Origin of the sequence: Halomonas sp. BL6 (assembly GCF_006228115.1) — a bacterium.
GTDB lineage: Bacteria > Pseudomonadota > Gammaproteobacteria > Pseudomonadales > Halomonadaceae > Vreelandella > Vreelandella piezotolerans.
The window spans coordinates 15074-40009 of record NZ_VDGL01000009.1; the positions used below are offsets into that span (position 1 = coordinate 15074).

Sequence of the window (24936 nt, forward strand, 5' to 3'; positions counted from 1 at the left end):
CTCACCCTGTCGCCTGTGCCTTACGGTAGGCGGCAGGGGAGTTTCCCGTCCACTGCTTGAAGGCGCGGCTAAAGCAGGCCAAGTCCTCGAAGCCCAGCGTTTCTGCGATGGAAGCGAGCGTCCGCTGGCTTCGGGTGAGCGCTTGAATCGCATAGTCACGGCGGTACTCATCTTTCACGGCTTGGAAGTGCGTCCCCTCCAGTCGTAAATGCCTCGATAGTGTTCGAACGGAGACATGCAGCGCCTCGGCGACCTCTTGCACGGTACATGCATCCGGCAGGTGACGGCTGAGATGCTCTCTCACCCGGTGAGTCGCTAAACGATCTTCAAACGAGACATAGAACCAATCCGCGGGGGCGCGCTGTAAAAAAGCCCCTAGGTGCCGCTTCGTTTGCCGGATAGGCTGCTCCAATAGCGACTTATCGAAGTAAACGGCCGTTTGTGGCTGATCGAATTTTACTTTGCCAGGGTAGAAGTAGAGGTAGTCGGCACTGTGTGTGGGTTGCGGATAGCTGCACTCCATCAACACGGGCGGTATCTTGCGAGCGATCAACCATGAAGCGATGCCATGAAAAAGCTTGAGCATTAATTCGTGCACGAAAATACGGCTGCCCGGCAGCGGCGCATGCTCCTCGAGCGCCATCCTCGCTAGGTCGTTGTCGATGGTAAAGGTGTAGCCAAAGTCATCCAGCATGATGCGAAAAAACTGGGTGTAGCGATGGAGGGCTACCTGGAGCGTTGGCGCGTCCAACATACTCAAGCAAAGCAGCTTGAGCGTTCCGCAGCGTAACGGGCGGGAGAAAAAGCGCGGCGTTTCATCGTCTAACTCGACGGCCAGCCGACGATATAACTCCGCGAACTGCTCGACGGTAACACGCCCGTGAGGGGCGCTGAGTAAAAAGGGGGAAATGCCCGCCTGTACTAGATAATGCGTGGGGGGCTGCCCCGCAAATGTAAGGCCACGAAAGAGTTCGTTGACGAAATGCATGGAGACCGTAACTGTCACGGTGATTTCACCTTGCCCGCATCTTTAAACACCGCTTTATAGTCGTGATCCTTCCGTGACGTTAGCACGTTGTCTCGCTTGGCTCTACAAGGGTGCATCGTAATTCGGAAGCATGCGTTACACTGTGCGCCTCACGATGAAGGAGGACACTGCGTGACCCTGTTACGACTCGAACAGCTGCAACTCGCTTACGGCACCCAAGTACTGCTCGATCGCGCCGACCTGACGGTTGAAAGAGGCGAGCGGCTGGCGCTGGTCGGACGCAACGGCACCGGTAAATCCACGCTACTCAAGCTCGTAGCGGGCGATATTCAGCCGGATGATGGCACCATTTGGCGCGCCCCCGGTTTGAAAATCGGCGTGCTGGCTCAGGAGCTTCCCGAATCCTCGGGGATGACCATCTTCGATATGGTGGCCCAAGGCCTGCCCGAAGCAGGTGAGCTGCTGTCGGAATATCAACACCTGATCAACGATCCTGACCCGGACATGAATCGCATGGCGACGCTTCAGACGCGGCTCGAGGCCATTGACGGCTGGTCGTTTCATCAGCGTATCGATGTCGTGCTCACACGACTGGGTTTGCCACCCGAAGCGGAGATGAGCGCACTTTCCGGCGGCTGGCGTCGTCGGGTGGCGCTGGCCCGTGCGCTGGTTTCCGAGCCGGACCTACTGCTGCTGGATGAGCCGACCAACCATTTGGACCTCGATACCATCGCGTGGCTGGAAGAGCAGCTGCTCGCTTTCAACGGCGCTGTGCTGCTGATCACCCACGACCGTGCGTTTCTGTCGAAACTCGCCACGAATATTTTAGAACTGGATCGCGGGAAGCTCGGGCGTTATCCCGGTGTCTACAGCGAGTATCAAGAGCGCAAACAGCACGAGCTGGAGGTCGAATCGCGCGAAAATGCATTGTTCGATAAAAAGCTCGCTCAGGAAGAGGCCTGGATTCGCCAGGGGATCAAAGCGCGCCGTACCCGTAACGAAGGGCGCGTCCGCGCGCTAGAAGCCATGCGCAATGAGCGCAGCCAACGCCGCGAGCGTCAAGGCACCGCCAATCTCACGGTGGATAGTGGCGAACGCACCGGTAAGCGGGTGGTCGAGCTCAAAGGCGTTACTCAGCGCTTTGGTGATGAGGTGATCCTGCGCAACGTGAACCTGGAAGTGATGCGTGGCGACCGCATCGGCTTCTTGGGGCGTAACGGTGCCGGTAAAACCACGCTGTTGAAAATATTGCTTGGCGAGCTGGCCCCTACCGAAGGCAGCGTACAGTTGGGCACTAATCTCAAAGTGGCCTATTTTGATCAGCTACGGGCCGGCCTCGAGTTGGAAAAAACGGTGTATGACAACGTAGCCCAGGGGAGTGATCGCGTTAGCGTGGGCGGTAAAGACCGCCATGTCATGAGCTACCTGCAAGATTTTCTGTTCACCCCAGACCGCGTTCGTCAGCCAGTGAAAGCGCTTTCCGGTGGTGAGTCCAATCGCCTGCTCTTAGCCAAGTTGTTCACGCAGCCTGCTAACGTGTTGGTGCTGGATGAGCCCACCAACGACCTGGACATGGAAACCCTGGAGCTACTCGAAGAGCTACTGCTCGATTTTGATGGCACGCTGCTTCTGGTTTCCCACGACCGAACCTTCATGGATAACGTGGTGACCAGCATGCTGGCCTTCGAAGGTGAAGGGCGTGTGCGCGAATACGTGGGGGGCTACACCGACTGGATTCGTCAAGGAGGGCAGCTGCCGCCCGCTCCCTGGGAGGGGGCAGCGCGTCAACAAACGGAGCCTACTCGCGCAGCGGAAGAAAAAACGCCACCGGCAATGGCGGCGGAGCCTGCGAAAAAAACCGTCAAGCTCTCTTACAAGCTTCAACGTGAATTGGATGCGCTGCCTGCTGATATCGAACGGCTAGAGAGTGACGTGGAAGCACTTGAGAAAGAGATTGGCGACCCCGCTTTTTATCAGCAGGAAGCCACGGCGGTCACTGCCAAGCTACAGTCACTCGAGAAGGCCCAGCAAGCGTTGGATAGTGCCATGGAGCGCTGGATGGAGTTAGAAGCCATGGCGAACGGAGAATAGAACGCGTAGTGAAATGCCAAAGGCCCCGTGAGGGGCCTTTGAGATTGACAAGTCACTCGTCGCTTTTTTCACCTTTTTTACCCACACGCACGGCGAGCACATCGCACTGTGCGCCGTGAAGAACACCGGTCGACGTAGAGCCCAGTAACAGCGCGAAACCGTGGCGACCATGGGAGCCGACCACGATCAAGTCGACGTTATGCTCATCGGCGAAACGGTGGATCTCGGTGTCAGGCATACCCACGACTACGTGTTGATCGGCGGCGTCGACGTGGGGAGCAGCAATGTCAGCCAAGCGTTTTTTGGCATGATCATCGAGCTGGTCTTGTATGCTGGTGAGGTCCATGGGTATGTCGCCGCCGTAGGCGAATCCCAAGGGTTCCAGAGTGTGCATGATCGAAATTTTCGCGCCGTTGTTGCGCTCGGCAATCGCCACCGCACGCTCAAGGATTTTGTGAGAGTCTTTGGTTAAGTCGACGGCGACCAGGATATGGCGATAGCTCATGGCGTATCTCCTTGGTGATGTGCCACACAGAAAGGCTCTGTTCGATACCTTTACTTTAGGTCTGAAAATGAATCTTAACAACGACCTAGGTCATGGTTTTTAAATATTGCGAGTTGAGTTTGACGAAAAGAGGGTAAGCGTTGCAATGGAATGGTTGATCATCGTTTTTATTCTGATGTTTGTGATTGCGCCAGTCATGTGGTTAAAACCAAGCCCGCGCCAAAAGCGCCAGATGGCGCTGCGCTCCTGCGCAGCGCGTCAGGGGGTGATGGTCAAAATGGCCAAACCGCCGCTCCATCACTTTAGAGGCACCATGCCGGCTTATCGCTGGCACTACGCGCAGTCCGCGCCTGGGCCAGATTTTTTATTGGTGAGAAACTCCAATGCCAGTGAGGCATTAGAGCCCTTTCATGCAGGCTGGCGCTGGCGCATTGCGCCGCTGCGTCCCTTGCCCGATGTGGCCAGCACACACTTACGAACTCTGTTAGAGCGTCTGCCTCAGGATGCGTTGGTATTGGAATCTAACGCCCATTCGCTGACGCTATGGTGGTGGGAATCACAAACCGCCGAGCGGTTTACGCGCTATTTGGCGGATATCGAACCTCTCAAGAAGGCGTTGAGCGGCCTTTCAGACCACCCACCCGCCAAACCGCTAGCGCCAGATGGCGTGGAACAAGGAAACGTCTAATGATTAGGCTGTGGGGCTATCTTGATCCCTTGCCTGAATCGCCAGACCGTTGGATTCGATCAGCGCAAGCCACTTATCCAACTGGTCCAGGTCCTGTTCGCTCAAGCCCGCTAGCATCTCCTGACGCGCAGCCAGTACCACACTATCGATCTGCTCCAGGAGCGGCATGGCGGCTGGGGTAAGATAGAGCCGTTTGCTGCGTCGATCGTTATCGCAGGCGCGACGCTCGACCAGACCTTGCGCCTCCAACTGTCCTAAAGTACGCACCAACGACGGCGCCTCGACACCGATCGCGCGCGCCAAATCACACTGAGGATTGCCTTCCCCCAGTTTCCAAAGATGGTACAGCGTCACCCACCGGGTTTGGGTCAGCCCTAATGGTGCCAGCCTGCGATCGAGGATCGAGCGCCACAGATGGGGCAAACGAGCAATACGAAAACCAATTGTTGATGCCATAGGTAACTAACTGCCAAAAGTGTAAGTGAACGAATTGTCATAAGCTGCGCCGCTGAATGCAAGGCGTTCTGTCACTCGGTCTGATTAGCGTCATTTTGGGTGGCGCCATTACCCGGAATGAAACGACGTAAATTCAGAGCGCTCAAACCGCTCGCACGGACCGTGCCATCGGCCACGGTAGCGGCGTTAACATCTTCCGAGACAGTAAACCGAATCAATCCAAGCCGCTGGCCACCGTCGGTCATGATATCGACACGCCACTCGCCAGAGGGGTCTTGAGGGAAATTCTGTTTATGGCTCCAGGCGCGGTATCCCTGTTCGCGGCCGCCGTTGATCGCCAGTGCAACGGTATCCAGCGCTTTTCCATTATGATGCCACGCATGGTAAATCGTTTCGCTCAGCCCTCGCGGGGCGCGAATGGCCGTATAGACGTACAGGCCGTTGCTGCGAATGGCCTCGGGCGTCAGGGTCAGCGACCCTTGCGGGGCGCGCTGCTGCGTATCGAAAGCGGGGGAGAGCGCCGTGCTGGTCATCCACAGGCTGGCGGGCGGTACCCATACGCGGCCAAGCCATGCCCCGTAGGCCAGTAGCACGGTAAGCGCAAAAAATCCCAACCAGCGCGCGAGAGAGCGTTTTTTGAGTAGATGCCAGAAGCTGGGCAGCGCCACGAGTACCGTCAAGACTAAGGCAAGTAGCATGCTCTGGCCGGTGGTCAGGTGAACCATGATGGGGAGTATCACCAGCAGAACAAGAAAGACGCACTGAGCATGAAACATGAAATAGAGGCTGCGCCAGCGGCCAGCGAGTTTGTAGTAGAGCGGGTCAATGATCGACCACACGGCCATGCCTATGACCAAGAGCGCGAAGAGTGCTTGTCCACTGTTCCACACCGTAGTGACTAGAATAAAGGGCAGGGTGAAAAAAAGCGTCTCTTGGTGGATCATTTGCGCAATAAAGGCCGTTACGCCTTTCGGCAGCGTCGGGTGACCACGATGGGAGAGCCAGCGGCCAATCACACTTTCAGATAGCAGTAGTAGCCAAGCGAACAGCAGGCCGAGTGCCAAAGCTGCGCCTAGCCACTGCTGCCGATCCACCAAAAAAAAGCTGCCGAGCCCGGCCGCAAACGCCATCGGTGGCCAAAGCCAGCTCCAGGGCTTCAAGCGCTCGACGATTCGTTCTATGCATCCTTGCAGTGCTTCTAGTCGCGCGGGTGTGAGGAGTGTCCCCATAGCGTCAAAAACTCATCAATGAAACGTATATGATCGTTGGGATCGTGATTAAAGTCGATGTGACGACGAAGTGTGGAAGAAAAAAGCGCAAGAAATGTGCTCATGGCCATGTGAACTGGGGGGCAAGCGAATTAGCCAAAAGTCAGGGCTTGACGTACTGATGTAACTCAACCAAGCTAAAGCAATCAAACGACCGTATGAAATGCGTGGCGGGCACGTTACCGACGTGCCAGCCCGAACTTGTGGAGAGAGCGCGAATGATCTATCAAGGCAATGCCATCACGGTGGAGCGTCGTGACACCCAGGGTGGCAATGACATCGCAATGCTCACTTTCGATTTGAAAGATGAGTCCGTCAACAAGCTATCTAGCGCCGTCGTGGCCGAGCTAGGCGACGCTGTCAAAGCGATTCAGGCCGAAAGTGGTTTGGAAGGGTTGATGATTCGCAGCGCCAAAGACGCCTTTATCGTCGGCGCCGACATCACAGAATTCCACAGCCTGTTCCACAAGGGCGAAGAGTACTTGGTGGAGATGAACCTCAAGGTTCACGACATCTTCAACGCCATTGAAGACCTGCCTTTCCCTACGGTGACGGCAATCAACGGGTTGGCGCTGGGCGGCGGCTGCGAAGTCCTGCTAACCACCGACTTCCGCGTGATGAGTGAGAAAGCCAAAATTGGCTTGCCGGAAACCAAGCTGGGTATTCTGCCGGGGTGGGGCGGTTGCGTGCGTCTGCCGCGCCTGATCGGTGCCGATAATGCCGTCGAGTGGATTGCTGGTGGTACCGAAAACCGTGCCGATGCTGCCTTGAAAGTAGGCGCCGTGGATGCCGCTGTTGCCCACGAGCAGTTGGAAGAGGCGGCACTGGATATCCTCGACCGCGCCAATGCAGGCGAATTGGATTATCACGCTCGTCGCGAAGAGAAAAAATCACCGCTCAAACTCAACGCCATCGAACAAATGATGGCGTTCGAAACCGCTAAAGGATACGTCGCTGGCAAAGCGGGCCCGCACTATCCCGCCCCGGTTGAAGCGATCAAAGTGATCCAAAAAGGCGCCGGTGAGACCCGCGCCCGCGCTCAAGCCATCGAAGCCAAGTCGTTCGCCAAACTGGCGCTAAGCAGCGTTGCCTTCAACTTGGTGGGCCTGTTCCTGAACGACCAAGTGGTCAAGAAGAAAGGCAGCAAGTACGAGAAACAGGCGCAGCCAGTCAAGCAAACCGCCGTGTTGGGTGCTGGCATCATGGGTGGGGGTATCGCCTACCAGAGTGCCAGCAAGGGCACACCGATCCTGATGAAAGACATCAAGGACGATGCCATCGAGCTTGGCCTCAAAGAAGCCCGCAAACTGTTCGCTAAACAGGTAGAGCGTAAGAAGCTCACCACCGAGCAGATGGCCGAAAAACTCTCCAATATCCGTCCAACCCTCTCTTACGGCGATTTTAGTAATGTCGATTTGGTCGTAGAAGCGGTGGTCGAGAACCCCAACGTCAAAGACGCCGTGTTGACCGAAGTAGAGGACAAGGTAAGTGAGAACACGATTCTGACTTCCAACACGTCGACCATTTCGATTAACCGTCTGGCCAAGAATCTGAAGCGCCCGGAAAACTTCTGTGGCATGCACTTCTTCAACCCCGTGCACCGCATGCCGCTGGTGGAAGTCATTCGTGGTGAGAAAACCTCGGACGCCGCCGTTGCCGCAACCGTGGCTTATGCTCGGGCCATGGGTAAAACCCCCATCGTGGTGAATGACTGCCCTGGGTTCCTGGTCAACCGTGTGCTTTTCCCTTACTTCGGTGGCTTTAGCTTCCTGGTCGAGCAAGGTGCCGACTTCCAGCGCGTCGATAAAGTCATGGAGAAGTTTGGCTGGCCAATGGGCCCGGCGTACCTGCTGGACGTCGTCGGCATGGATACCGCCGTGCACGCCAATGATGTGATGGCTGAGGGCTTCCCAGATCGTATGGCACGTGAGGGTAAAACGGCTATTCAGGTCATGTACGATAACAAGCGCTTGGGCCAGAAGAACGACAAAGGCTTCTACGCCTACGAAGAAGATAAGAAGGGTAAGCCGAAGAAAGTGAGCGACGAGCAGGCTTACGCACTAGTAAAAGAAGTGGTGAAAGAGCAAAAAGAGTTTTCGGATGAGGACATCATTGCTCGCATGATGGTGCCGCTGTGCCTTGAGACCGTGCGTTGCTTGGAAGATGGCATCGTCGATACGCCCGCAGAAGCCGACATGGCGCTGATTTACGGCATTGGCTTCCCTCCCTTCCGTGGCGGTGCGCTGCGCTACATCGACGCGCTGGGCGTGGCTGAGTTCGTCGCGATGGCGGATCGTTTGGCAGAAGAACTAGGGCCGCTGTACGCGCCTACCGAGAAGCTCCGCGCCATGGCCAAGAGCAACGAGCAGTTCTATGCGGGCGCCACGGCAAGCGCTCAGGCCTAAGTCACCACCCACAGGAGAAATAAGATGAGTTTGAATCCGAGAGATATCGTGGTGGTGGACGGTGTTCGTACCGCCATGGCGAAAGCGAAAAACGGCGCCTTCCGCAACGTGCGTGCCGAAAACCTCTCCGCTGCCGTGATGCAGGCGCTGTTTACCCGAAACCCTAATCTGGATCCGTCGGAAGTAGACGACGTGATCTGGGGCTGCGTCAATCAGACACTAGAGCAGTCCATGAACATCGCTCGCAACGCGGCGATCATGACCGGTATTCCTCGTACGGTGCCTGCCCAAACGGTGAACCGCCTCTGCGGCTCTTCGATGACCGCACTGCATATTGCTGCTGCAAACATTAAGGCGGGCATGGGTGATTTTTACGTGATCGGCGGTGTTGAGCACATGGAGCACGTACCGATGGCTCACGGCGTCGACGTGAATCCGGCGGCGAGTAAATACGCGGCCAAAGCCGCCATGATGATGGGGCTCACGGCGGAACTGCTGGGTAAAATGCACGGTATTTCCCGCGAAGATCAGGACAAGTTCGGTGTCCGTTCGCATCAACGTGCACAAGCGGCGATGGAGAAGGGCTACTTCGACAATGAGATCATCGGCGTCGAAGGTCACGACCAGCGTGGCTTCAAAGTGCTTGTGAAAAACGATGAGGTGATTCGCGCCGATGCCAGCCTGGAATCCATGGCGAACCTGAAGCCGGTCTTCGATCCGCGTAACGGTACCGTGACGGCGGGCACTTCGTCAGCGCTTTCAGTGGGCGCTTCCGCCATGGCCGTGATGAGCTACGAGCGTGCCCAGGCGCTGGGGCTGGAGCCGATTGCCAAAGTACTCTCAACCGGTGTCGCAGGCTGCGATGCATCTATTATGGGGTATGGTCCGGTACCTGCATCTAAAAAAGCCTTGAAAGCGGCTGGCTTGTCTGCAGCGGATATTCAAACCGTCGAGCTGAACGAGGCATTTGCCGCCCAGGGGCTGCCGGTGTTGAAAGACCTAGGCTTCCTGGATGTCATGGACGAAAAAGTGAACCTGCACGGCGGTGCCATCGCCTTGGGTCACCCGTTAGGCTGCTCCGGGTCGCGCATTTGCACGACACTGCTGAACGTCATGCAGCAGCGCGATACCACCCTGGGCCTAGCCACCATGTGTATTGGCATGGGACAAGGGGTTGCCACGGTGTTCGAGCGTTTGAAGTAATATGCGCTCTTCCCCGTAATGAAAACGGCACCCTGAGCGGTGCCGTTTTTCGTTTCAAGATGTTAAAACAATCCGTTATCCAACCCAGCAGCAAGGGTCATGCCCAGCTCTTCGGCTTGGCTGATAAACGCCTCTTGCCACTCGCCGCGAAAAATCAGAGGGTCCTGCACCCAACGCCAGCGTAGTCCCGTAACGATACTTTCCACTGCCCGACGAGTACCCGTTCCATCATGGCCCGCGCGGATGTAGAGCGCGCAGGGCAGGCCCTGCTTCTCTTCCAGTACGCCGTAGTAGCTGCGGTCGAAAAAGTCCTTTAGCGCGCCGCTCATGGTGCCTAGGTTTTCGGTAGTGCCCAATACGATACCGTCACAATCGAGGATGTCCGTCGGTCCTGCGTCGAAAGGCGTTTTGACGATGCACGTCACTGACTCGATATCCTCATGTTCTGCACCTCGCTGTACGGCCTCGCTCAAGGCGCGGGTATTGATGGAGGGGGAGTGGGCCACGATTAATAGACGTTTCATTCGGCGTTCTTCAGGCAATTGGCGGTAAGTTCAAGAGGTGCCACACTGTAAGCACTCCATGGCACAGCCTAGTCGCCTTTGGGTAAACCAATCAAACGCTCTCACACGGCATCTTGGATAGGGTATCAAGCGTTGAACGATCAACCAGGGAATTGCGTCATGCGCCAGCAGACCAAAGCGATAGGGATCACCACTTTTTGCACATTGGCACTCTTATTGGCAGGGTGTGCCGGCCCATCACGCCCGCCTGCCGATAACGAGCGCTCGGCGGCTCCTGCCGTCAATCAAGTAGCGACAGTGCCTAGCGCGCAGATAGCGCAGCCATCTTCCGTGGTGCGCGCCGATGATTGGGCGCCGCCACTGCAGGTGAGTCCAGAAGAAGAGGCCGCTTATTACGTCAGCCGCTTGGCGGATCGCCGGTTCGTCAGCCAGTATGGAGGCCCCGATAACTCAAGGCCTTGGTACATCGCCGCCGAGCGACTAGGCGACATCGGCCTGCCGGCAGTGCCGCTGTTGTTCTCAAGATTACACACCGATGACGCTTATGAGTTGATGCTGGTGCTATACGCGCTTCAGCTCGCCACACAGGATCCGCTTGTGACGTTTCAAACGGACGGTGACTACATTCAATTGCCCTCCGTATTAGACCCTAACGCAAATGCGGCAAATCGGCGAATTGCGCAGCAGTGGTGGGAACGCCATTCGTCGCGATTAGAGTTTCGCTAAATCATTCGCTACATTATGGCTTGCTATTACATCCGTAGAATAGGAGAGCATGATGGCTTTTGCACTATCCTCAATGAGCGTCACTAGCTCGGCGTTTGCGAATCACCAAGCGATTCCTGCCAAGCACACGGGCGAGGCTGAAGACGTTTCCCCAGCGCTTGCGTGGGAGGGGGCGCCGGAAGGTACTAAGGGGTTTGCGGTGATTTGTCATGACCCAGATGCGCCACTGGTGAAAGAGGGCAGTTATGGTTTCGTTCACTGGGTGCTGTACAACCTGCCTGGTGAGACCACTTCGCTGGAAGAAAGTACTGCGCTGGGCACGTCCGGTATCACCGATTTCGGTAAATTGGGATATGGCGGGCCTATGCCGCCGGAAGGACATGGCAGCCACCTTTACTACTTCTGGGTACTGGCGCTGGACAAGCAGACGTCACTGCCCGAAGGGCTGACGTTGCCTGAGCTACTCCAGGCCGTGGAACCCCATCTGCTGGGAATGAATCGCTTGGTAGGTACTTACCAGCGAGGCTAAACCGGCATTAGGCTGGAGCATTGCGCTCAAGCCGTGTAGGCTCCGTCGCTTGCTACTGTTTGCGTGACTGTCTGCTGCGATGGAGTCTTTAATGAGTGACCTGCCTAACTGCCCTACCTGTGCCTCTGAGTTTACCTACGATGATGGCCTTCAGTATGTTTGCCCCGAGTGTGGTCACGAGTGGTCGAAAGCGCCAAGCGCCAGCGAAGCGGACTTGGATGATGGCATTCGTGATGCAAACGGCAACCTGCTCGTCGATGGTGACTCGGTGACCGTGATCAAAGATCTCAAGGTCAAAGGCAGCTCCTCGGTCGTCAAAGTAGGCACCAAAGTCAAAAACATTCGATTGGTGGACGGCGATCACGACATCGACTGTAAAGTCGACGGTATTGGTCCTATGAAATTGAAGTCCATGTTCGTCAAGAAAGTCACCTCTTAATCCCGCCTTCTGACAGCCTGCCGCTTGCGAGCAGGCTTTTTTATGTCCATGTCATAGTTTTCCTAAATGATAATGATTGGCTTTTTTGATGTTATCAGCCGCGAACGTGCTAAGAAGTCGCGCTATTTGATAAGGATTTTGCAGAAGGGCTTCACATCAAATTTATACAGGACTAAAATGGTACCCAATTAGCGGGTAGGCCAACGGTTCGGCCCAACGCGATGGCAAACGGAGTGACTATGCTCAAGCTTTCTCGGCTGACAGATTATGCCGCTGTGGTGATGGCACAAATTGCCCGTCATCCCCAGGCGTCGCATGCGGCGGCTGACTTAGCAGACGCGGTACAGCTACCCCATCCCACCGTGAGTAAAACCCTTAAAATGCTGGTGAAAGCAGGACTCTTGGAGTCGCAGCGTGGGGTTCAAGGTGGTTATCGCCTAGCGCGGCCAGCGTCGCACATCACGGCGGCTGACATTATCAGTGCCATTGAAGGCCCCGTCGCGATGACCGAGTGCAGCCAAGCCGAAGGTGAGTGCGACTTGGTGGCCACCTGCGGTGTGGCCGACAACTGGCAGCGAGTATCGCTGGCCATTCGCACGTTACTCGAAAGTGTGACGTTGGCGCACTTGGCCGACACGACACCTATCAAACTGCCCGTACAGTTACCGATCCAAAGCATTAGCCTATCGGCGGCATCCGCATAAGCCGCTAGGTCTATCACCCTATTGACGGCGAGCTGACCTCGCCACCCAACTGCCCGGAGGGTATCACCATGGCAAGCGAAGAAATGGAACAGTTGGTTCGTCGCGAGTACAAAGATGGTTTTGTAACCGATATCGAAAGCGACACACTGCCACCTGGCCTTGATGAAAACACCATTGCCTTCATTTCCAAGAAGAAAGGCGAGCCCGAGTGGATGTTGGAGTGGCGTCTGGATGCGTATCGTCAGTGGTTGAAGATGGAAGAGCCATCCTGGGCGCACCTCGACTATCCGCCCATCGATTATCAAGAGATCTCCTATTTCAGTGCGCCCAAGCGCCCAGAAGATCGTCCCCAAAGCCTCGACGAGGTAGACCCTAAACTGCTGGAAACCTACGAGAAACTGGGTATTCCGCTGCACGAGCGTGCCGCCCTGGCAGGGGTTGCCGTCGATGCGGTCTTCGACTCCGTCTCGGTTGCGACGACCTTCAAAAAAGAGCTGGCGGAAGCGGGCGTGATTTTCTGCTCCATTTCCGAAGCGATTCGTGACTACCCGGATTTGATCAAGCAGTACCTGGGTACGGTAGTGCCCGTGGCTGATAACTATTTTGCTGCGCTAAACTCCGCCGTGTTCACTGATGGCTCGTTCGTGTTCGTGCCAAAAGGCGTGAAGTGCCCGATGGAGCTGTCTACCTACTTCCGTATCAACGCGGCCAATACGGGCCAGTTCGAGCGCACGCTGATCATCTGCGAGGATCGTGCCGAGGTCTCCTACCTGGAAGGCTGCACCGCACCCATGCGCGATGAAAACCAGTTGCACGCTGCCGTGGTCGAACTGGTTGCATTGGACGATGCCTACATCAAGTACTCCACCGTACAGAACTGGTATCCCGGTGACGAAGAGGGTAAGGGCGGCATCTATAACTTCGTGACCAAGCGCGGAGACTGCCGTGGTGAGCGTTCCCGCATCAGCTGGACACAGGTCGAAACCGGCTCGGCGATCACCTGGAAGTATCCTTCTTGCGTACTGCGTGGCAAAGACAGCATCGGCGAGTTCTACTCCGTTGCCGTTACCAATGGCCGCCAGCAGGCGGATACCGGCACCAAGATGATTCACATTGGTGAGGGTACTCGCTCCTACATCGTCGCCAAAGGCATTTCGGCGGGTAAGAGCGACCAGTCCTACCGTGGTCTCGTCAAGATCGGGCCGCGTGCCAAGGGTGCGCGTAACTTTACCCAGTGCGATTCACTGCTGATCGGCGACAAGTGCGGGGCACACACCTTTCCGTATCAAGAAATCGGTAACAGCACGGCGACCATCGAGCACGAAGCAACGACCTCCAAGATCGGTGAAGATCAGCTCTTCTACTGCCAGAGCCGTGGTATCTCCGAAGAGGACGCGGTCAGCATGATCGTTAACGGTTTCTGTAAAGACGTTTTCCAGGAACTGCCGATGGAATTCGCAGTTGAGGCGGAAGCACTGCTAAATGTCACTCTGGAAGGCGCGGTGGGCTGACCGCACCGGCACCCAACTCATTTTAAGGGCGTCGCGCTCGCGACCCGCAAGCATTTAAAAGGCGATCACTATGTTGCAAGTTAATGATTTACACGTCACCGTCGAAGGTAAAGAGATTCTGAAAGGCTTGACGCTCACCATCAATGCCGGTGAAGTTCACGCCATCATGGGCCCTAACGGCGCGGGTAAATCCACGTTGTCAGCAGTTATTGCTGGTAAAGATGGCTACGAGGTGACCCAAGGCAGCATTACGTTCGAAGGTCAGGACGTACTGGAGATGGAAATCGAAGAGCGCGCCCAAGCGGGTCTGCTGCTGGGTTTCCAATACCCGGTCGAAATTCCGGGCGTGAAGAACATCTACCTGCTGAAGTCCGCGCTGAACGCTCAGCGGGCTGCGCGCGGTGAAGGTGAAATGCCTGCCCCCGAATTCATGAAGCTGGTGAAAGAGAAGCTTGGCTTCATGAAAATGGACGCCAGCTTTCTGCAGCGTGCGGTGAACGAAGGCTTTTCCGGCGGTGAGAAAAAGCGCAATGAAATCCTGCAGATGCTGGTGCTGCAGCCAAAGCTGGCCATGCTCGACGAAATCGACTCTGGCCTCGACATCGACGCCATGAAAGTCGTCGCTGACGGCGTGAACAGCCTGCGTGCCGAAGAGCGTGCCATTCTATTGGTCACCCACTATCAGCGCCTGCTGGACTATATCGTACCGGACAAAGTCCACGTTCTGGTCGACGGCCGCATCGTCAAAACCGGCGATGCCGAGCTTGCCAAAGAGCTAGAGGCCAACGGTTACGAAGGCATTGAGGAGTCCGTGGCATGAGCGATACCCAAACCTTTCTGGACACGCTAGCGGCGCGCAGTCAGCAGCGCGCTGGAGAGCCTACCTGGATCGCTGCTCGCCGTCAGGCGGGCGCGGCTCGCTTCGAAGCAATGGGCTTCCCGACCCGCCGCGATGAAGAGTGGAAATATACCGATGTTCGCGCCATCGCCCAGGGCAACTTTGCCTTGGCAGAGAACGCCGAGTTCTCTCAGGCCCAGGCGGCTGCCCTCACGCTGCCACTGGATGCTTACCGGCTGACGTTCGTGGACGGTGTGTTTTCGGCAGCGCTATCGGACCTCGATGCGCTTCCCGACAGCGTTCAGGTCATGCCGCTCTCCAAAGCGCTGACGGATAACCATGAAGCCGTTGGAGGGCCGTTGGGTCGTTTGACCGGTGTCGACTTCTCGAGTTTTGCTGCGCTGAACACGGCCTTTATGGAAGAGGGCGCCGTGGTGCGTATCGCCCCCGGCACCGTAGTCGAAAAGCCCATTTTGCTGCAGTTCCTTTCCCGCGCGGGCACGCCGGTGATGAGCCATCCACGTATTCTGGTGGAAGCCGCTGGGCGTAGCGAAGCGACACTGATCGAGCACTACGTAGGCGAGGCGGATGCCGCCAACTTCACCAACGTGGTGGCTGAGTTGATGCTGGATCGTGGGGCGATTTTGAACCACTACAAGCTGCAGGAGGCGCCGCTCGGCGATCTGCATGTGGCGAGCATCCACGTAGAGCAGAATCGTGACAGCCGCTACACCTCGCACAACCTGAATCTGGGTGGCGCGCTGGTGCGTAACGACCTGATCAGCGATTTGAATGGGCAGGGCGCTGAGACGAACTTCTACGGCCTGTTCTTTGGCCAGGGGCGTCAGCACGTGGACAACCACACCAAGGTCAACCACAACGCCCCGCTGACGTTCTCGAACGAGAACTACAAAGGCATTCTGGATGACCGCGCTCACGGCGTCTTCAACGGTAAGGTCTACGTGAAGCGCGACAGCCAGAAGATCGAAGGTTTCCAGAGCAACCAGAACCTGCTGCTATCGGATCGCGCGCAAATCGACGCAAAACCCGAGCTTGAAATCTATGCCGACGACGTGAAGTGCTCCCACGGTACCACTACCGGTCAGTTGGACGAGGACGCGATCTACGCACTGCGTACCCGCGGTATCGACGAAGCCACCGCCCGTGGCCTTCTGACACTGGCGTTTGCTGGGGAAGTGCTGGAGCAAGTGGCACTGGATGCCGTCGCTGAGCGCGTCGAGTTGGCGGTGGCGGGTAAATTGCCGGAGCGTTTCAACCTGGCCGGACTGGTCGAAGCGGCGGCTGCGCTCAACGATTAATCAAGGAGTCATCGATGCCCCATAGCGTGATTGAGAAGCCCATGGCGGGCAGCACTGAGGCGTATGACGTTGAGGCACTGCGTGGCGACTTTCCGATTTTAAATCGTGAAGTGCACGGTAAACCACTCGTCTATTTGGATAACGCGGCGACCAGCCAAACGCCACAACAGGTGATCGAGGTGTTTAGCGACTACTATTCGCGCTATAACGCCAACATTCACCGTGGGCTGCACACGCTGGCCGATGAAGCGACAGCCGCTTTTGAAACCACACGTCATCGTGTCAAAGCGTTTCTCAATGCTGAAGATGCTCGCCAAATCATTTTCACGCGGGGTACTACCGAGGCCATCAATCTCGTCGCGCAGAGCTGGGGGCGCAGCTCACTCGGCGCGGGTGACGAGGTATTGATCTCGATGCTGGAGCACCACTCTAACATCGTGCCTTGGCAGCTGTTGGCAGCCGAGCGAGGGGTCACCATCAAGGTGATTCCGGTCGATGCCCGCGGTTCGCTCGATATGCAGGCGTACCGTGAGCTGTTGAGCGAGCGCACCAAGCTAGTGGCCGTGAATCATGTCTCCAATGCACTGGGCACGATCAACCCGGTGAAAGAGATGGCGGCATTGGCGCATCAGCACGGCGCATTGATCCTGGTCGATGGCGCCCAGGCCACGCCGCATCAGCAGGTCGATGTTCAGGAGATAGACGCCGATTTCTACGCTTTCTCAGGTCATAAAGTATACGGCCCTACGGGCGTAGGCGTGCTTTACGGCAAGCAGGCGCTACTAGAGGCCATGCCGCCTTGGCAGGGTGGTGGTGAGATGATTAGCACCGTCTCTTTCGATGTTGGCACTACGTTTGCCGATATTCCTCATAAATTCGAAGCGGGCACGCCCGCCATTGCCGAGGTCGTGGCACTAGGGCGCGCCTTGGAGTGGATGGAAGGCGTCGGTGTCGACGCGATTAGTGCCTGGGAAACGGTATTGCTGGACCATGCGACTCAGGCCGTCAACCAGATCGACGGCCTGCGTATCCTGGGAACCGCGCCCCATAAAGCGGGTGTTCTCTCCTTTGTGGTCGAGGGTGCGCATGCCCAGGACATTGGCCTGCTTATCGACCAGTTAGGCGTCGCGATTCGCACTGGACACCACTGTGCTCAGCCGCTGCTTCATCATTTTGGTGTCGAGGCAACCTGTCGTGCCTCGTTTGCGGCGTATAATACGCTCGACGAAGTGGATATCTTCGTGGCAGCGCTCAACCGCGTGATTGGGATGGTACGTTAAGGACTGCTATGGATATCGAGCAAGTGGCCAGCCTCGAACGAGGCCAACAACTACCGCTGCAACGAGATGTCGACGCTATCGCCATTCCGTTTGGCAAAACGGAGACGCTGGCGGAAGATAGTGTCGTCAGCGTCATGCAAGCCAAAGGCAGCTCGGTCAGTGTCGGGTTCGAAGGGCGTTTATACTTGATCGAAGGACGTCATTTGGACGCGCTGGGGCTAGAGCCGCTCCCACGGCCGACGCTCCCTGAGAGCGCTAGCGATGAAGAGATCGAGCAGTTCGTGTGGGATCAGTTACGCACCTGTTTCGATCCCGAAATACCGGTCAACATCGTTGATCTAGGGTTGGTATATGGCTGCCGAATCGAGCGCTTGATCAGCGGCGAGCGTATGGTGACTATCCGTATGACGTTGACCGCGCCAGGTTGTGGGATGGGGGACGTGATTGCCGCCGATGCGCGCAACAAAATCCTGGGAGCGCCGCAAATCAACAAGGTGCATACCGAGATCGTCTTCAGCCCGCCCTGGAGTCGTGACATGATGAGCGACGAAGCCAAGCTAGAGCTCGGCATGTTCTAACCCCTGTTGGGGAGCTGGATGCACAGCCTGTTATTACGTTGGATGAAGCGTTTGCTAATGTCGCTAGGAGCCTTGTTGCTGCTGGCGACATTGCTGTTTATAGCCGGTAATTTGTGGGTGCTCGCGAGCACCACACGCTATATCGACGGCCACTGGGCGCAGTGTCGTCCGACCGATGTAGCGATTGTGTTTGGCACCTCTCACTGGACGCGCAGTGGCCTGCGCAACCCTCACTTTCATGCCCGCATGCGAACCTCAGCGCGCCTTGTGGCTGACCAGCGTGTGAAGCATCTGCTGATCTCCGGGGACAATCGCACCCAGGCGTATAACGAGCCGCGCGCCATGTGGCGAGACCTGTATCGCCGAGGGGTGTCCGCGGAGCAGCTGACGATGGATTTCGCTGGCTTTAGCACCTACGACACGATGGTGCGTGCGCGAGATGTGTTTCAGTTGGATGAGGCGCTATTGGTCACTCAGAGCTGGCATTTGCCTCGGGCCATCTTTATTGGTCGAGCGCTAGGCATGGACGTGACGGGCTGCATCGCAGAGGAGCAACCCGCAGCAGACGAGTGGCGGCTGAGGATGCGCGAGTGGGTCGCACGCATTGCCACGTTGGGAGACCTATACCTCTGGGGAAGGGAGCCTTACTTTCTTGGTCCCGCTGAGCCGATCGATCTACAGCCGCAGAGCAGTAGTGCGACTGAAAGCAGCAAACCGGCACTCGAAACGACCGTTAATAGCGATGCTGCTCTACTGTTATTGCAGACGCAGGAGGATGAAAGGGGGATAGAGCCGAGTGCCGAGGAGTACTTAACCCCTAATGCCCGATACTAGCGCCGGGCTTTGCGTTTTTGCAGGCTATACAGCTCCCGGATAAGCTTTCGGCAACCCTGCATGCACTCGTCCACGACCGGCTCGATGGGATCGGGCAGAGGGTGAGTGAATAGCGTTGAAAGGGCCTGCATGAGTACACGCTCTTGTTCCAACAGCTCATTGATCAATACTTGGCTATCGTTGCCCACGAAACTCTTCAAACGGCTCCACAGCCACAGAAAATCGTCCCGCTCGACATCCGCATCCCGTGGCAGCATTTTCAGGTGAGCACGGGCAAGCTCCTGCAACGTGCGCATTTGTTGGAGTCGCTCAGTATAGTGCGGCTTCAGTGCATCGCGCAGCGAGGGGCGCAGGCGTTCGATATTGTCCTGGAAATAATCAATGCTATCGGCCAGCGCTTCCAGCACGCTGTCCATCGCCACTTGGCGATTGTCGAGAAACATGAGCGTCTACCTCCTTCGGTGACGCAGATTGTGGGGGTGGCAGCGTTGATTTGCCACCCCTAATGGGGATTATTTTTACAATTGACCGTTAGCCTTTAGGCTTGGGTGGTGCTTTGCGAGCAGGCACTGCATTCTTTTCGATATGCTCGATGATCATGCCGGCAATATCCTTGCCGGTGGCGCTCTCGATGCCCTGTAGTCCGGGAGACGAGTTGACTTCCATGATCACCGGGCCGTGGTTCGAGCGAAGCAAATCCACGCCCGCGACGCGCAGTCCCATCGCCTTGGCTGCACGAATTGCGGTGGAACGCTCTTCTGGGGTAATGCGAATCACGCTAGCGGTGCCGCCGCGGTGTAGGTTAGAGCGGAATTCGCCCTCTGCCGCTTGTCGCTTCATCGAAGCGACGACCTTATCACCAATGACGAAACAGCGAATATCGGCGCCGCGTGCTTCCTTGATGTACTCCTGCACCATGATATTGGCTTTCATGCCCATGAAGGCTTGAATCACGGACTCTGCGGCTTGGTTGGTTTCTGCCAATACCACACCAATGCCTTGAGTGCCTTCCAGTAGCTTGATGACCAGGGGGGCACCCTTCACCATGGTGATCAGGTCGGGAATGTCGTCAGGGGAGTGAGCAAAACCAGTAATGGGTAGGCCCAAGCCTTTACGGGAGAGCAGCTGTAGCGAACGCAGCTTGTCACGGGAGCGAGTAATCGCGACCGAGTCGTTGAGGACGTAGGTGCCCATCATTTCGAACTGACGTAGCACCGCACAGCCGTAAAAAGTCACCGACGCGCCAATACGAGGGATGACCGCATCGAACGGCTCGATTTCCGCGCCTTTATAGTGAATAGAGGGGTGGTGCGAGGCGATGCTCATATAGCAGCGCAGGGTATCCACAACCCGGGCAGTGTGGCCGCGCTGTTCGGCGGCTTCCACCAGTCGGCGGGTAGAGTAGAGGTTGCGATTACGCGAAAGCAGGGCAATATGCATGCAAGGCTCCGGTTTAAAAAAGTTGCCGTTTAAAAGTGTTCAAGGCTCGCCGTGCAAAAAAGCGGCACCGGGGGCGACGAGCAGGCGGCGCATGGCACGCCTGCCCAGCAACATCGCGTGGCGCATATTGCGACGGTCGGTCAGGGTGAGTTCAACCGGAAAGTTCAGTTCGCCCAGTTGCATAGGGGTTCTAATCACATAGCGCCACTCGCTATGGCCGTTTGAGCTGGTGACGCGTCGACGGTCGTGTAGGTGTAAACGGTAGCGGTGTGCTGGGGTTTCTGGTCCGCCGCTATGGGTCAAAAAACTCACCCATAGCTGCCCGTCGGCATCTTCGTGGGTTTCGATCTCTTCGGCGTGCAGTGCCGACGTGCGCGCACCGGTATCGGCTTTGCAGCAGAGGTGAAGCCCTAACTCAGGTAACGTCACCATTTCGCGGCGGCCGATGACCGCTTTGGCCTGATAGGGTAATTCCTTCACAGTGCACTCCTGACGATATAAGAAAAACAAGACATAGTGATGACGTTTGTTGTTAGCCGTTATGCGAAGACTGCATGGCCGATAAACGCGCCTGGATAGCGGAACCCGCAGGCGCGTCACGTAGGGTAAGCATAACGGGTAAGCGTAGACGAGGAATCAACGCAATGTCGCGTACCACGGAGGCAAAGTGGCTGCGCTCGTCTTCCGCCAAGCGCTGTAGGAACCGGGGAAGGCGTTCGGCGTCTTCTAGCCATGGCCAGCCGCGTCCGGCTATGGCGGCCATCAAATCTGGGCCGCAGGCTGCCGGGTCGTTTAGCAGGTGGCTGTACCATTCGCCTGCTAGAGCTGCACGGGAGCTGCCAACGGACCGCACGCAGGCGCACAGCGTTTCTAAATCTCCCTCGCTGGCTGCCACCTCGCCACGCGCGCACAGAGCTTCGACGAGCGCATCCGGCAAGGGTTGGTGCTCCAAGCAGTAGCAGAGGGAGTGGATCACACTTGTCGGCAGGCCGGGAATGCGGCCGGCGAGCGCCTCTGCGGTCTCGTTATCCAAGCGAACGACGTAATCGGCAATGCCTTGTAGCCCCAAAGCTTGCCAGTCGATCGTCTGTTGGCCGCTCAAATACGCTTCCACAGCCTCTAGGTGCTGGCTGGCAGATAGGCCATGGGCATGGGTAGCCCGGGCATTGAGCATGGCCTGAAAAGTAATGTCCGGCGTAAACGCCAGTGGATTATCTTTCATCAGATGATCGACGTCTGCCGTGTCGGCGGCGCCCAGGTCGGTGGCGGCGGCATTGCGCCCAAGCGTTTCCAACAGACGGTTGATGAAACCGTCACGCTGGGCAGGCGAGAGCATGCCTTGCTCGTCCAGTGGCAGTGCCAAGAACCAAATGGCAGGCTCTTCCATGGCTCCCAAACGGAAGACGATGGCGAGCCGTGCCTGACCCTGCCAAGGCTCGGGCCATGCGTGCTCGGCGTTCTCGAAAGCGCGCAATACGTCTCGTGTACACGCCGTGACCCGGCGCCCCATATGGTAAAGCGATACCTCCGCACCGCTGCGCGTAAAAAACTCATCAAGGGTGTGAATTGGCTGCATGACATCCTTCCGCTTTTCAAGCCTGCACTCTACCTTGCTGGTTTGCCACTGTCAGCCGCAACCGCTGATTAATCCGCGCTTTATTATCTAGGTGGTTAAAAATTGAACAACGTGGTGTAAGCCGCGTGAGAGTAGCGGTGGCGACACCTTTCCATAGTTTATCCACAGCCTCTTGCAGGTTTTCTGTGAATCTGTGAATAACGACTTCGATAGAGGCGTACGAGTGGCAACTTACCCACAGAGTTGGGATAATGGATGTCAACATTGTTCAACCCCAAGGTGTTTATGAGCGTCCATCAACAGCTTCAAACCGCGCTTCTCGAGCTTGAAGCCGCCATGAAGGCCGCGAATTTATGGCGCACCCCTACGCCCGAGGCGTCGGCGTTTGCCAGCCAGCAGCCTTTCTGTATCGATACCATGTCGTTGCCTCAATGGGTGCGTTATGTGTTCATTGCGCGACTGAACGCGTTAATCGATGCCAAAGCCGCCATGCCTGCCAAGTGCGACGTTGCCCCTGCGGTGGCGGCTTACATGATGCAGGAGAAGTTCCGGGCCAGTGACCAAGTGCTCGTCGTCAAAGCAGTGGAGCGTGTCGACCAAATCGTCACCGAGAATTAAGAGCGCGTCTCATCAACGAAAATGCCCAAGGCGCTCGCCCTGGGCATTTTTTTGTGGAGACTGCGTCGCTTCAGAAACGGTAGCTCAATCCTGCCATGACGACCATGGGGTCAATGGCAACGGTGCCTGCAGCGGCACCATTGACGGTGGCATCGGTATCGATGTCCAAGTACCAGGCGGCAGCATTCAATGCCCAATGTTCGTCGATCAGCAGGTCGACACCAATTTGGGCGGCAGCGCCCCAGGAGTCGTCGAGATCGAGTTCGCCAATCGCTAGCTGCTCATCGGAGAAGCGTGTGTAATTGATGCCTGCGCCAACGTAGGGTTGTACGCGAGCGTCGCTTCCGCCCAACGGATAGTACTGCAAGGTTAAGGTCGGCGGCAGGTGCTTGGTAGAGGCGAGGCTCTCGCCATTGAGTTGGATGTCGTGCTCAAAGGGGAGTGCGGCCAGCAGCTCGACGCCCAGCTTATCGTGGAAGCGGTAGCCCAAGGTGAACGCGAAGTCGGTTTTATCCTGAACATCCACTGCGAAGGCACCGCCTGCCAGCGAGCCGTTGTCGCTCTTGGGGGCTACTTTAGCGACCCCTACACGGGTGAAAAAGTCGCCGGCACCGTAGGCAATGGCTTGGCTGCTGATGGCCAAGGTGGCAGCGGCAAACCCAGTGGCGAGTAAGGTGGGAAGTGATAAAAGGCGCATGGCGTCGCTCCTGACCGTTCATTTTAGGGAAGTGAGTTGCTTAGCAATCATGCGGACAGTGTATCGAGTCAGGGCGAAGGCGTTCTTGACCTGGAGCAATCGCGGTGCTCTTGTGGCTCGAAACTTTCGACACAAAGTACCGCGCACAAAAAAGCTCAGCGGGTTGCCCCGCTGAGCTTTTTGCATCCGATCTTGGATTACGCTTCTTGACGGTCGATATGCTTGTACTCACCGGCGTCTGCCGTCACGCTGCTGACGACCAGAATGGCGATGAACGAGGCGATGAAGCCTGGAATGATTTCATACACGCCGGGACCACCCATGAAGGAGCCGTTCCAGCCCAGTGCAATCCATACCATGACGGTGACTGCGCCGACGATCATACCGGCTACCGCGCCCGCACCGTTAGTACGTGGCCACATCAGTGACAAGATGATCAGCGGGCCAAAGGCTGCACCAAAGCCCGCCCAGGCGTTACTGACCAGACCCAGCACTTGGGAGTTTTCGTCAGAGGCAATAAAGGCTGCCACAATACCGACCAGCACGACGCAGACGCGTCCCACTGCCACACACTGCTGCTCAGTGGCATTTTTGTGCAGGAAGAGACGATAGAAATCCTCGGTCAGCGAGGAAGAGGAGACGAGCAGCTGACTAGAGATGGTGCTCATGATGGCCGCCAGCAGCGCCGCATACAGGAAGCCGGTGATCAACGGATGGAACAGCAGGTTGGCTAGAATAATGAAGATGGTTTCTGGGTCTTGTACGTCCAGCCCATTACGAACGGCAAACGCACGACCTGCCAAGCCCAGAGAAACGGCTCCAATGAGCGATACCAGCATCCATCCCATGCCAATGTTGCGCGCAATGGGCACATCCTTTTGTGAGCGGATGGCCATGAAGCGCACGATGATATGCGGCTGACCAAAATAGCCAAGGCCCCAAGTAACCGCTGACAGCCAGCCGATAAAGGTCAAGCCGGTCGTCCAAGAGAGCAGGGTGGGGTCAACGCTATTCAGCGTTTCGGAGGCCTGGGAGAAACCGCCGCCGCCTTCGCCGAACAGTACTACGGCTGGCATGATGATCAGCGCCAACATCATGATGCAGCCCTGCACGAAGTCGGTCATGCTCACCGCCAAAAAGCCGCCCACGACGGTATAGATCAATACCACGCCCAGGGTGATGACCACGCCCATGGCGTAGTTGCTCATGTCACCGAAGTTATAAACCCCCGTGAATGCGCTTTCGAACAGCTTGCCGCCAGCGACGAGGCCCGACGCCGTGTAAACGGCGAAGAAAATCACGATGACGATGGCCGATACCGTGCGCAGTGACAGCGCCCGGGTCGGGAAGCGATTGGCCAAAAAGGCCGGGATGGTGATGGCGTTACCGTAGTGGATGGTCTGCTCACGCAGGCGTGGCGCCACCAGCAGCCAGTTAAAGAACGCCCCGACCAGCAGGCCGATCCCGATCCAGGCGGAACCCAGGCCCGATACGAACATGGCGCCGGGCAACCCCAGCAGCAGCCAGCCGCTCATGTCCGAAGCGCCCGCGGAAAGTGCGGCGACCTGTGGGCTAAGAGTTCGCCCCCCCAACATATAGTCTTCAGAAGAAGACGTGGATTTGCGCATTGCGTACACGCCAATGGCGATCATCAGCGCAAAGTAACCAAATAAGCTAATCCAGACACCTGTAGCCATGAAACTTCTCCAATTTGTGAGG

The 24936-nt window shown here is 56.9% G+C and carries 26 protein-coding genes; 15 read left to right on the forward strand and 11 right to left on the reverse strand.

Annotation, left to right across the window (positions count from 1 at the left end; all coding sequences use genetic code 11):
* Position 1: 1 nt before the first annotated feature.
* Positions 2 to 1006 (reverse strand): AraC family transcriptional regulator, encoded by a 1005-nt coding sequence (locus FHJ80_RS16500; RefSeq protein ID WP_139528428.1) that lies wholly within the window; start codon positions 1004 to 1006, stop codon positions 2 to 4.
* A gap of 153 nt (positions 1007 to 1159) precedes the next feature.
* Between FHJ80_RS16500 and FHJ80_RS16505 the strand changes: the two genes are divergently transcribed.
* Positions 1160 to 3079 (forward strand): ATP-binding cassette domain-containing protein, encoded by a 1920-nt coding sequence (locus FHJ80_RS16505; protein ID WP_139528429.1) that lies wholly within the window; start codon positions 1160 to 1162, stop codon positions 3077 to 3079.
* A 52-nt stretch (positions 3080 to 3131) separates the two neighbouring features.
* On the opposite strand, the gene FHJ80_RS16510 is transcribed toward FHJ80_RS16505, so the two are convergent.
* Positions 3132 to 3584: a universal stress protein gene (locus FHJ80_RS16510; RefSeq protein WP_139528430.1), complete on the reverse strand. Its 453-nt coding sequence runs from the start codon at positions 3582 to 3584 to the stop codon at positions 3132 to 3134.
* 145 nt (positions 3585 to 3729) lie between these two features.
* Between FHJ80_RS16510 and FHJ80_RS16515 the strand changes: the two genes are divergently transcribed.
* Complete coding sequence (locus FHJ80_RS16515) at positions 3730 to 4272, forward strand: preprotein translocase subunit YajC (RefSeq protein WP_139528431.1); 543 nt, start codon at positions 3730 to 3732, stop codon at positions 4270 to 4272.
* Between the two features lie 3 nt (positions 4273 to 4275).
* Here the strand turns inward: FHJ80_RS16515 and slyA are convergent, their stop codons facing one another.
* Positions 4276 to 4728, reverse strand: a complete 453-nt coding sequence (gene slyA, locus FHJ80_RS16520) for a transcriptional regulator SlyA (protein ID WP_139528432.1) — start codon at positions 4726 to 4728, stop codon at positions 4276 to 4278.
* Between the two features lie 71 nt (positions 4729 to 4799).
* Complete coding sequence (locus FHJ80_RS16525; RefSeq protein ID WP_139528433.1) at positions 4800 to 5957, reverse strand: DUF5924 family protein; 1158 nt, start codon at positions 5955 to 5957, stop codon at positions 4800 to 4802.
* Positions 5958 to 6214: 257 nt separating this feature from the next.
* Here FHJ80_RS16525 and fadB point away from each other — a divergent pair, with 257 nt between their 5' ends.
* Both fadB and fadA read left to right on the forward strand, forming a co-directional pair.
* Complete coding sequence (gene fadB, locus FHJ80_RS16530; protein ID WP_139528434.1) at positions 6215 to 8401, forward strand: fatty acid oxidation complex subunit alpha FadB; 2187 nt, start codon at positions 6215 to 6217, stop codon at positions 8399 to 8401.
* A 24-nt stretch (positions 8402 to 8425) separates the two neighbouring features.
* Complete coding sequence (fadA, locus tag FHJ80_RS16535; protein ID WP_139528435.1) at positions 8426 to 9604, forward strand: acetyl-CoA C-acyltransferase FadA; 1179 nt, start codon at positions 8426 to 8428, stop codon at positions 9602 to 9604.
* Between the two features lie 62 nt (positions 9605 to 9666).
* Here fadA and FHJ80_RS16540 read toward each other — a convergent pair whose 3' ends face one another.
* A complete protein-coding gene (locus tag FHJ80_RS16540) occupies positions 9667 to 10128 on the reverse strand; it encodes a flavodoxin family protein (RefSeq protein ID WP_139528436.1) in 462 nt (153 codons plus the stop codon).
* 159 nt (positions 10129 to 10287) lie between these two features.
* On the opposite strand from FHJ80_RS16540, the gene FHJ80_RS16545 reads away from it, so the two are divergent.
* From FHJ80_RS16545 to FHJ80_RS16590, 10 genes are all read left to right on the forward strand, one after another.
* Positions 10288 to 10854, forward strand: a complete 567-nt coding sequence (locus tag FHJ80_RS16545) for a hypothetical protein (RefSeq protein WP_218013992.1) — start codon at positions 10288 to 10290, stop codon at positions 10852 to 10854.
* Positions 10855 to 10906: 52 nt separating this feature from the next.
* A complete protein-coding gene (locus FHJ80_RS16550) occupies positions 10907 to 11383 on the forward strand; it encodes a YbhB/YbcL family Raf kinase inhibitor-like protein (protein WP_139528437.1) in 477 nt (158 codons plus the stop codon).
* Positions 11384 to 11474: 91 nt separating this feature from the next.
* The gene (locus FHJ80_RS16555) at positions 11475 to 11822 is read left to right on the forward strand and encodes a zinc ribbon domain-containing protein YjdM (protein ID WP_139528438.1); all 348 of its coding nucleotides are present in this window, start codon (positions 11475 to 11477) and stop codon (positions 11820 to 11822) included.
* A gap of 239 nt (positions 11823 to 12061) precedes the next feature.
* On the forward strand, positions 12062 to 12526 hold the full coding sequence (locus FHJ80_RS16560) for an SUF system Fe-S cluster assembly regulator (RefSeq protein ID WP_139528439.1): 465 nt from the start codon (positions 12062 to 12064) through the stop codon (positions 12524 to 12526).
* A gap of 68 nt (positions 12527 to 12594) precedes the next feature.
* Positions 12595 to 14037, forward strand: coding sequence for a Fe-S cluster assembly protein SufB (gene sufB / locus FHJ80_RS16565; RefSeq protein ID WP_139528440.1), 1443 nt, complete (start codon positions 12595 to 12597; stop codon positions 14035 to 14037).
* A 70-nt stretch (positions 14038 to 14107) separates the two neighbouring features.
* Positions 14108 to 14857 (forward strand): Fe-S cluster assembly ATPase SufC, encoded by a 750-nt coding sequence (gene sufC / locus FHJ80_RS16570; RefSeq protein WP_139528441.1) that lies wholly within the window; start codon positions 14108 to 14110, stop codon positions 14855 to 14857.
* Positions 14854 to 16194 carry a Fe-S cluster assembly protein SufD gene (sufD, locus tag FHJ80_RS16575; protein ID WP_139528442.1) on the forward strand — a complete coding sequence of 447 codons (1341 nt, stop codon included), beginning with the start codon at positions 14854 to 14856 and terminating at the stop codon, positions 16192 to 16194. Before sufC ends, sufD begins: the two co-directional genes overlap by 4 nt.
* Before the next feature lie 14 nt (positions 16195 to 16208).
* Positions 16209 to 17474: a cysteine desulfurase gene (locus tag FHJ80_RS16580; RefSeq protein WP_139528443.1), complete on the forward strand. Its 1266-nt coding sequence runs from the start codon at positions 16209 to 16211 to the stop codon at positions 17472 to 17474.
* Between the two features lie 8 nt (positions 17475 to 17482).
* Positions 17483 to 18052: a putative Fe-S cluster assembly protein SufT gene (gene sufT / locus FHJ80_RS16585; RefSeq protein ID WP_139528444.1), complete on the forward strand. Its 570-nt coding sequence runs from the start codon at positions 17483 to 17485 to the stop codon at positions 18050 to 18052.
* An 18-nt stretch (positions 18053 to 18070) separates the two neighbouring features.
* The gene (locus FHJ80_RS16590) at positions 18071 to 18886 is read left to right on the forward strand and encodes a vancomycin high temperature exclusion protein (protein ID WP_139528445.1); all 816 of its coding nucleotides are present in this window, start codon (positions 18071 to 18073) and stop codon (positions 18884 to 18886) included.
* Here the strand turns inward: FHJ80_RS16590 and FHJ80_RS16595 are convergent.
* The 4 genes from FHJ80_RS16595 to FHJ80_RS16610 form a co-directional block, all read right to left on the reverse strand.
* Complete coding sequence (locus FHJ80_RS16595) at positions 18883 to 19329, reverse strand: hypothetical protein (protein ID WP_139528446.1); 447 nt, start codon at positions 19327 to 19329, stop codon at positions 18883 to 18885. The genes FHJ80_RS16590 and FHJ80_RS16595 overlap by 4 nt on opposite strands.
* Positions 19330 to 19417: 88 nt before the next feature.
* Positions 19418 to 20326, reverse strand: a complete 909-nt coding sequence (gene rimK, locus FHJ80_RS16600; protein ID WP_139528447.1) for a 30S ribosomal protein S6--L-glutamate ligase — start codon at positions 20324 to 20326, stop codon at positions 19418 to 19420.
* A gap of 39 nt (positions 20327 to 20365) precedes the next feature.
* Positions 20366 to 20806, reverse strand: coding sequence for a RimK/LysX family protein (locus FHJ80_RS16605; protein WP_139528448.1), 441 nt, complete (start codon positions 20804 to 20806; stop codon positions 20366 to 20368).
* Positions 20807 to 20858: 52 nt separating this feature from the next.
* Entirely contained in the window at positions 20859 to 21902 is a 1044-nt protein-coding gene (locus tag FHJ80_RS16610; protein ID WP_139528449.1) for a DUF3549 family protein, read from the reverse strand.
* A gap of 285 nt (positions 21903 to 22187) precedes the next feature.
* Between FHJ80_RS16610 and FHJ80_RS16615 the strand changes: the two genes are divergently transcribed.
* Positions 22188 to 22520 carry a YqcC family protein gene (locus tag FHJ80_RS16615; protein WP_139528492.1) on the forward strand — a complete coding sequence of 111 codons (333 nt, stop codon included), beginning with the start codon at positions 22188 to 22190 and terminating at the stop codon, positions 22518 to 22520.
* A gap of 70 nt (positions 22521 to 22590) precedes the next feature.
* On the opposite strand, the gene FHJ80_RS16620 is transcribed toward FHJ80_RS16615, so the two are convergent.
* Together FHJ80_RS16620 and putP are read right to left on the reverse strand one after the other, a co-directional pair.
* Positions 22591 to 23217, reverse strand: a complete 627-nt coding sequence (locus tag FHJ80_RS16620; RefSeq protein WP_139528450.1) for an OmpW family protein — start codon at positions 23215 to 23217, stop codon at positions 22591 to 22593.
* Positions 23218 to 23414: 197 nt separating this feature from the next.
* Positions 23415 to 24914 carry a sodium/proline symporter PutP gene (gene putP, locus FHJ80_RS16625; protein WP_139528451.1) on the reverse strand — a complete coding sequence of 500 codons (1500 nt, stop codon included), beginning with the start codon at positions 24912 to 24914 and terminating at the stop codon, positions 23415 to 23417.
* Between the last annotated feature and the right edge of the window lie 22 nt (positions 24915 to 24936).

Coding starts and splice junctions, on each gene's coding strand:
- FHJ80_RS16510 (WP_139528430.1), bottom strand. CDS start 3,584: ATGAGCTATCGCCATATCCTGGTCGCCGTCGACTTAACCAAAGACTCT.
- FHJ80_RS16515 (WP_139528431.1), top strand. CDS start 3,730: ATGGAATGGTTGATCATCGTTTTTATTCTGATGTTTGTGATTGCGCCA.
- slyA (WP_139528432.1), bottom strand. CDS start 4,728: ATGGCATCAACAATTGGTTTTCGTATTGCTCGTTTGCCCCATCTGTGG.
- FHJ80_RS16525 (WP_139528433.1), bottom strand. CDS start 5,957: ATGGGGACACTCCTCACACCCGCGCGACTAGAAGCACTGCAAGGATGC.
- fadB (WP_139528434.1), top strand. CDS start 6,215: ATGATCTATCAAGGCAATGCCATCACGGTGGAGCGTCGTGACACCCAG.
- fadA (WP_139528435.1), top strand. CDS start 8,426: ATGAGTTTGAATCCGAGAGATATCGTGGTGGTGGACGGTGTTCGTACC.
- FHJ80_RS16540 (WP_139528436.1), bottom strand. CDS start 10,128: ATGAAACGTCTATTAATCGTGGCCCACTCCCCCTCCATCAATACCCGC.
- FHJ80_RS16545 (WP_218013992.1), top strand. CDS start 10,288: ATGCGCCAGCAGACCAAAGCGATAGGGATCACCACTTTTTGCACATTG.
- FHJ80_RS16550 (WP_139528437.1), top strand. CDS start 10,907: ATGGCTTTTGCACTATCCTCAATGAGCGTCACTAGCTCGGCGTTTGCG.
- FHJ80_RS16555 (WP_139528438.1), top strand. CDS start 11,475: ATGAGTGACCTGCCTAACTGCCCTACCTGTGCCTCTGAGTTTACCTAC.
- FHJ80_RS16560 (WP_139528439.1), top strand. CDS start 12,062: ATGCTCAAGCTTTCTCGGCTGACAGATTATGCCGCTGTGGTGATGGCA.
- sufB (WP_139528440.1), top strand. CDS start 12,595: ATGGCAAGCGAAGAAATGGAACAGTTGGTTCGTCGCGAGTACAAAGAT.
- sufC (WP_139528441.1), top strand. CDS start 14,108: ATGTTGCAAGTTAATGATTTACACGTCACCGTCGAAGGTAAAGAGATT.
- sufD (WP_139528442.1), top strand. CDS start 14,854: ATGAGCGATACCCAAACCTTTCTGGACACGCTAGCGGCGCGCAGTCAG.
- FHJ80_RS16580 (WP_139528443.1), top strand. CDS start 16,209: ATGCCCCATAGCGTGATTGAGAAGCCCATGGCGGGCAGCACTGAGGCG.
- sufT (WP_139528444.1), top strand. CDS start 17,483: ATGGATATCGAGCAAGTGGCCAGCCTCGAACGAGGCCAACAACTACCG.
- FHJ80_RS16590 (WP_139528445.1), top strand. CDS start 18,071: ATGCACAGCCTGTTATTACGTTGGATGAAGCGTTTGCTAATGTCGCTA.
- FHJ80_RS16595 (WP_139528446.1), bottom strand. CDS start 19,329: ATGTTTCTCGACAATCGCCAAGTGGCGATGGACAGCGTGCTGGAAGCG.
- rimK (WP_139528447.1), bottom strand. CDS start 20,326: ATGCATATTGCCCTGCTTTCGCGTAATCGCAACCTCTACTCTACCCGC.
- FHJ80_RS16610 (WP_139528449.1), bottom strand. CDS start 21,902: ATGCAGCCAATTCACACCCTTGATGAGTTTTTTACGCGCAGCGGTGCG.
- FHJ80_RS16615 (WP_139528492.1), top strand. CDS start 22,188: ATGAGCGTCCATCAACAGCTTCAAACCGCGCTTCTCGAGCTTGAAGCC.
- FHJ80_RS16620 (WP_139528450.1), bottom strand. CDS start 23,217: ATGCGCCTTTTATCACTTCCCACCTTACTCGCCACTGGGTTTGCCGCT.
- putP (WP_139528451.1), bottom strand. CDS start 24,914: ATGGCTACAGGTGTCTGGATTAGCTTATTTGGTTACTTTGCGCTGATG.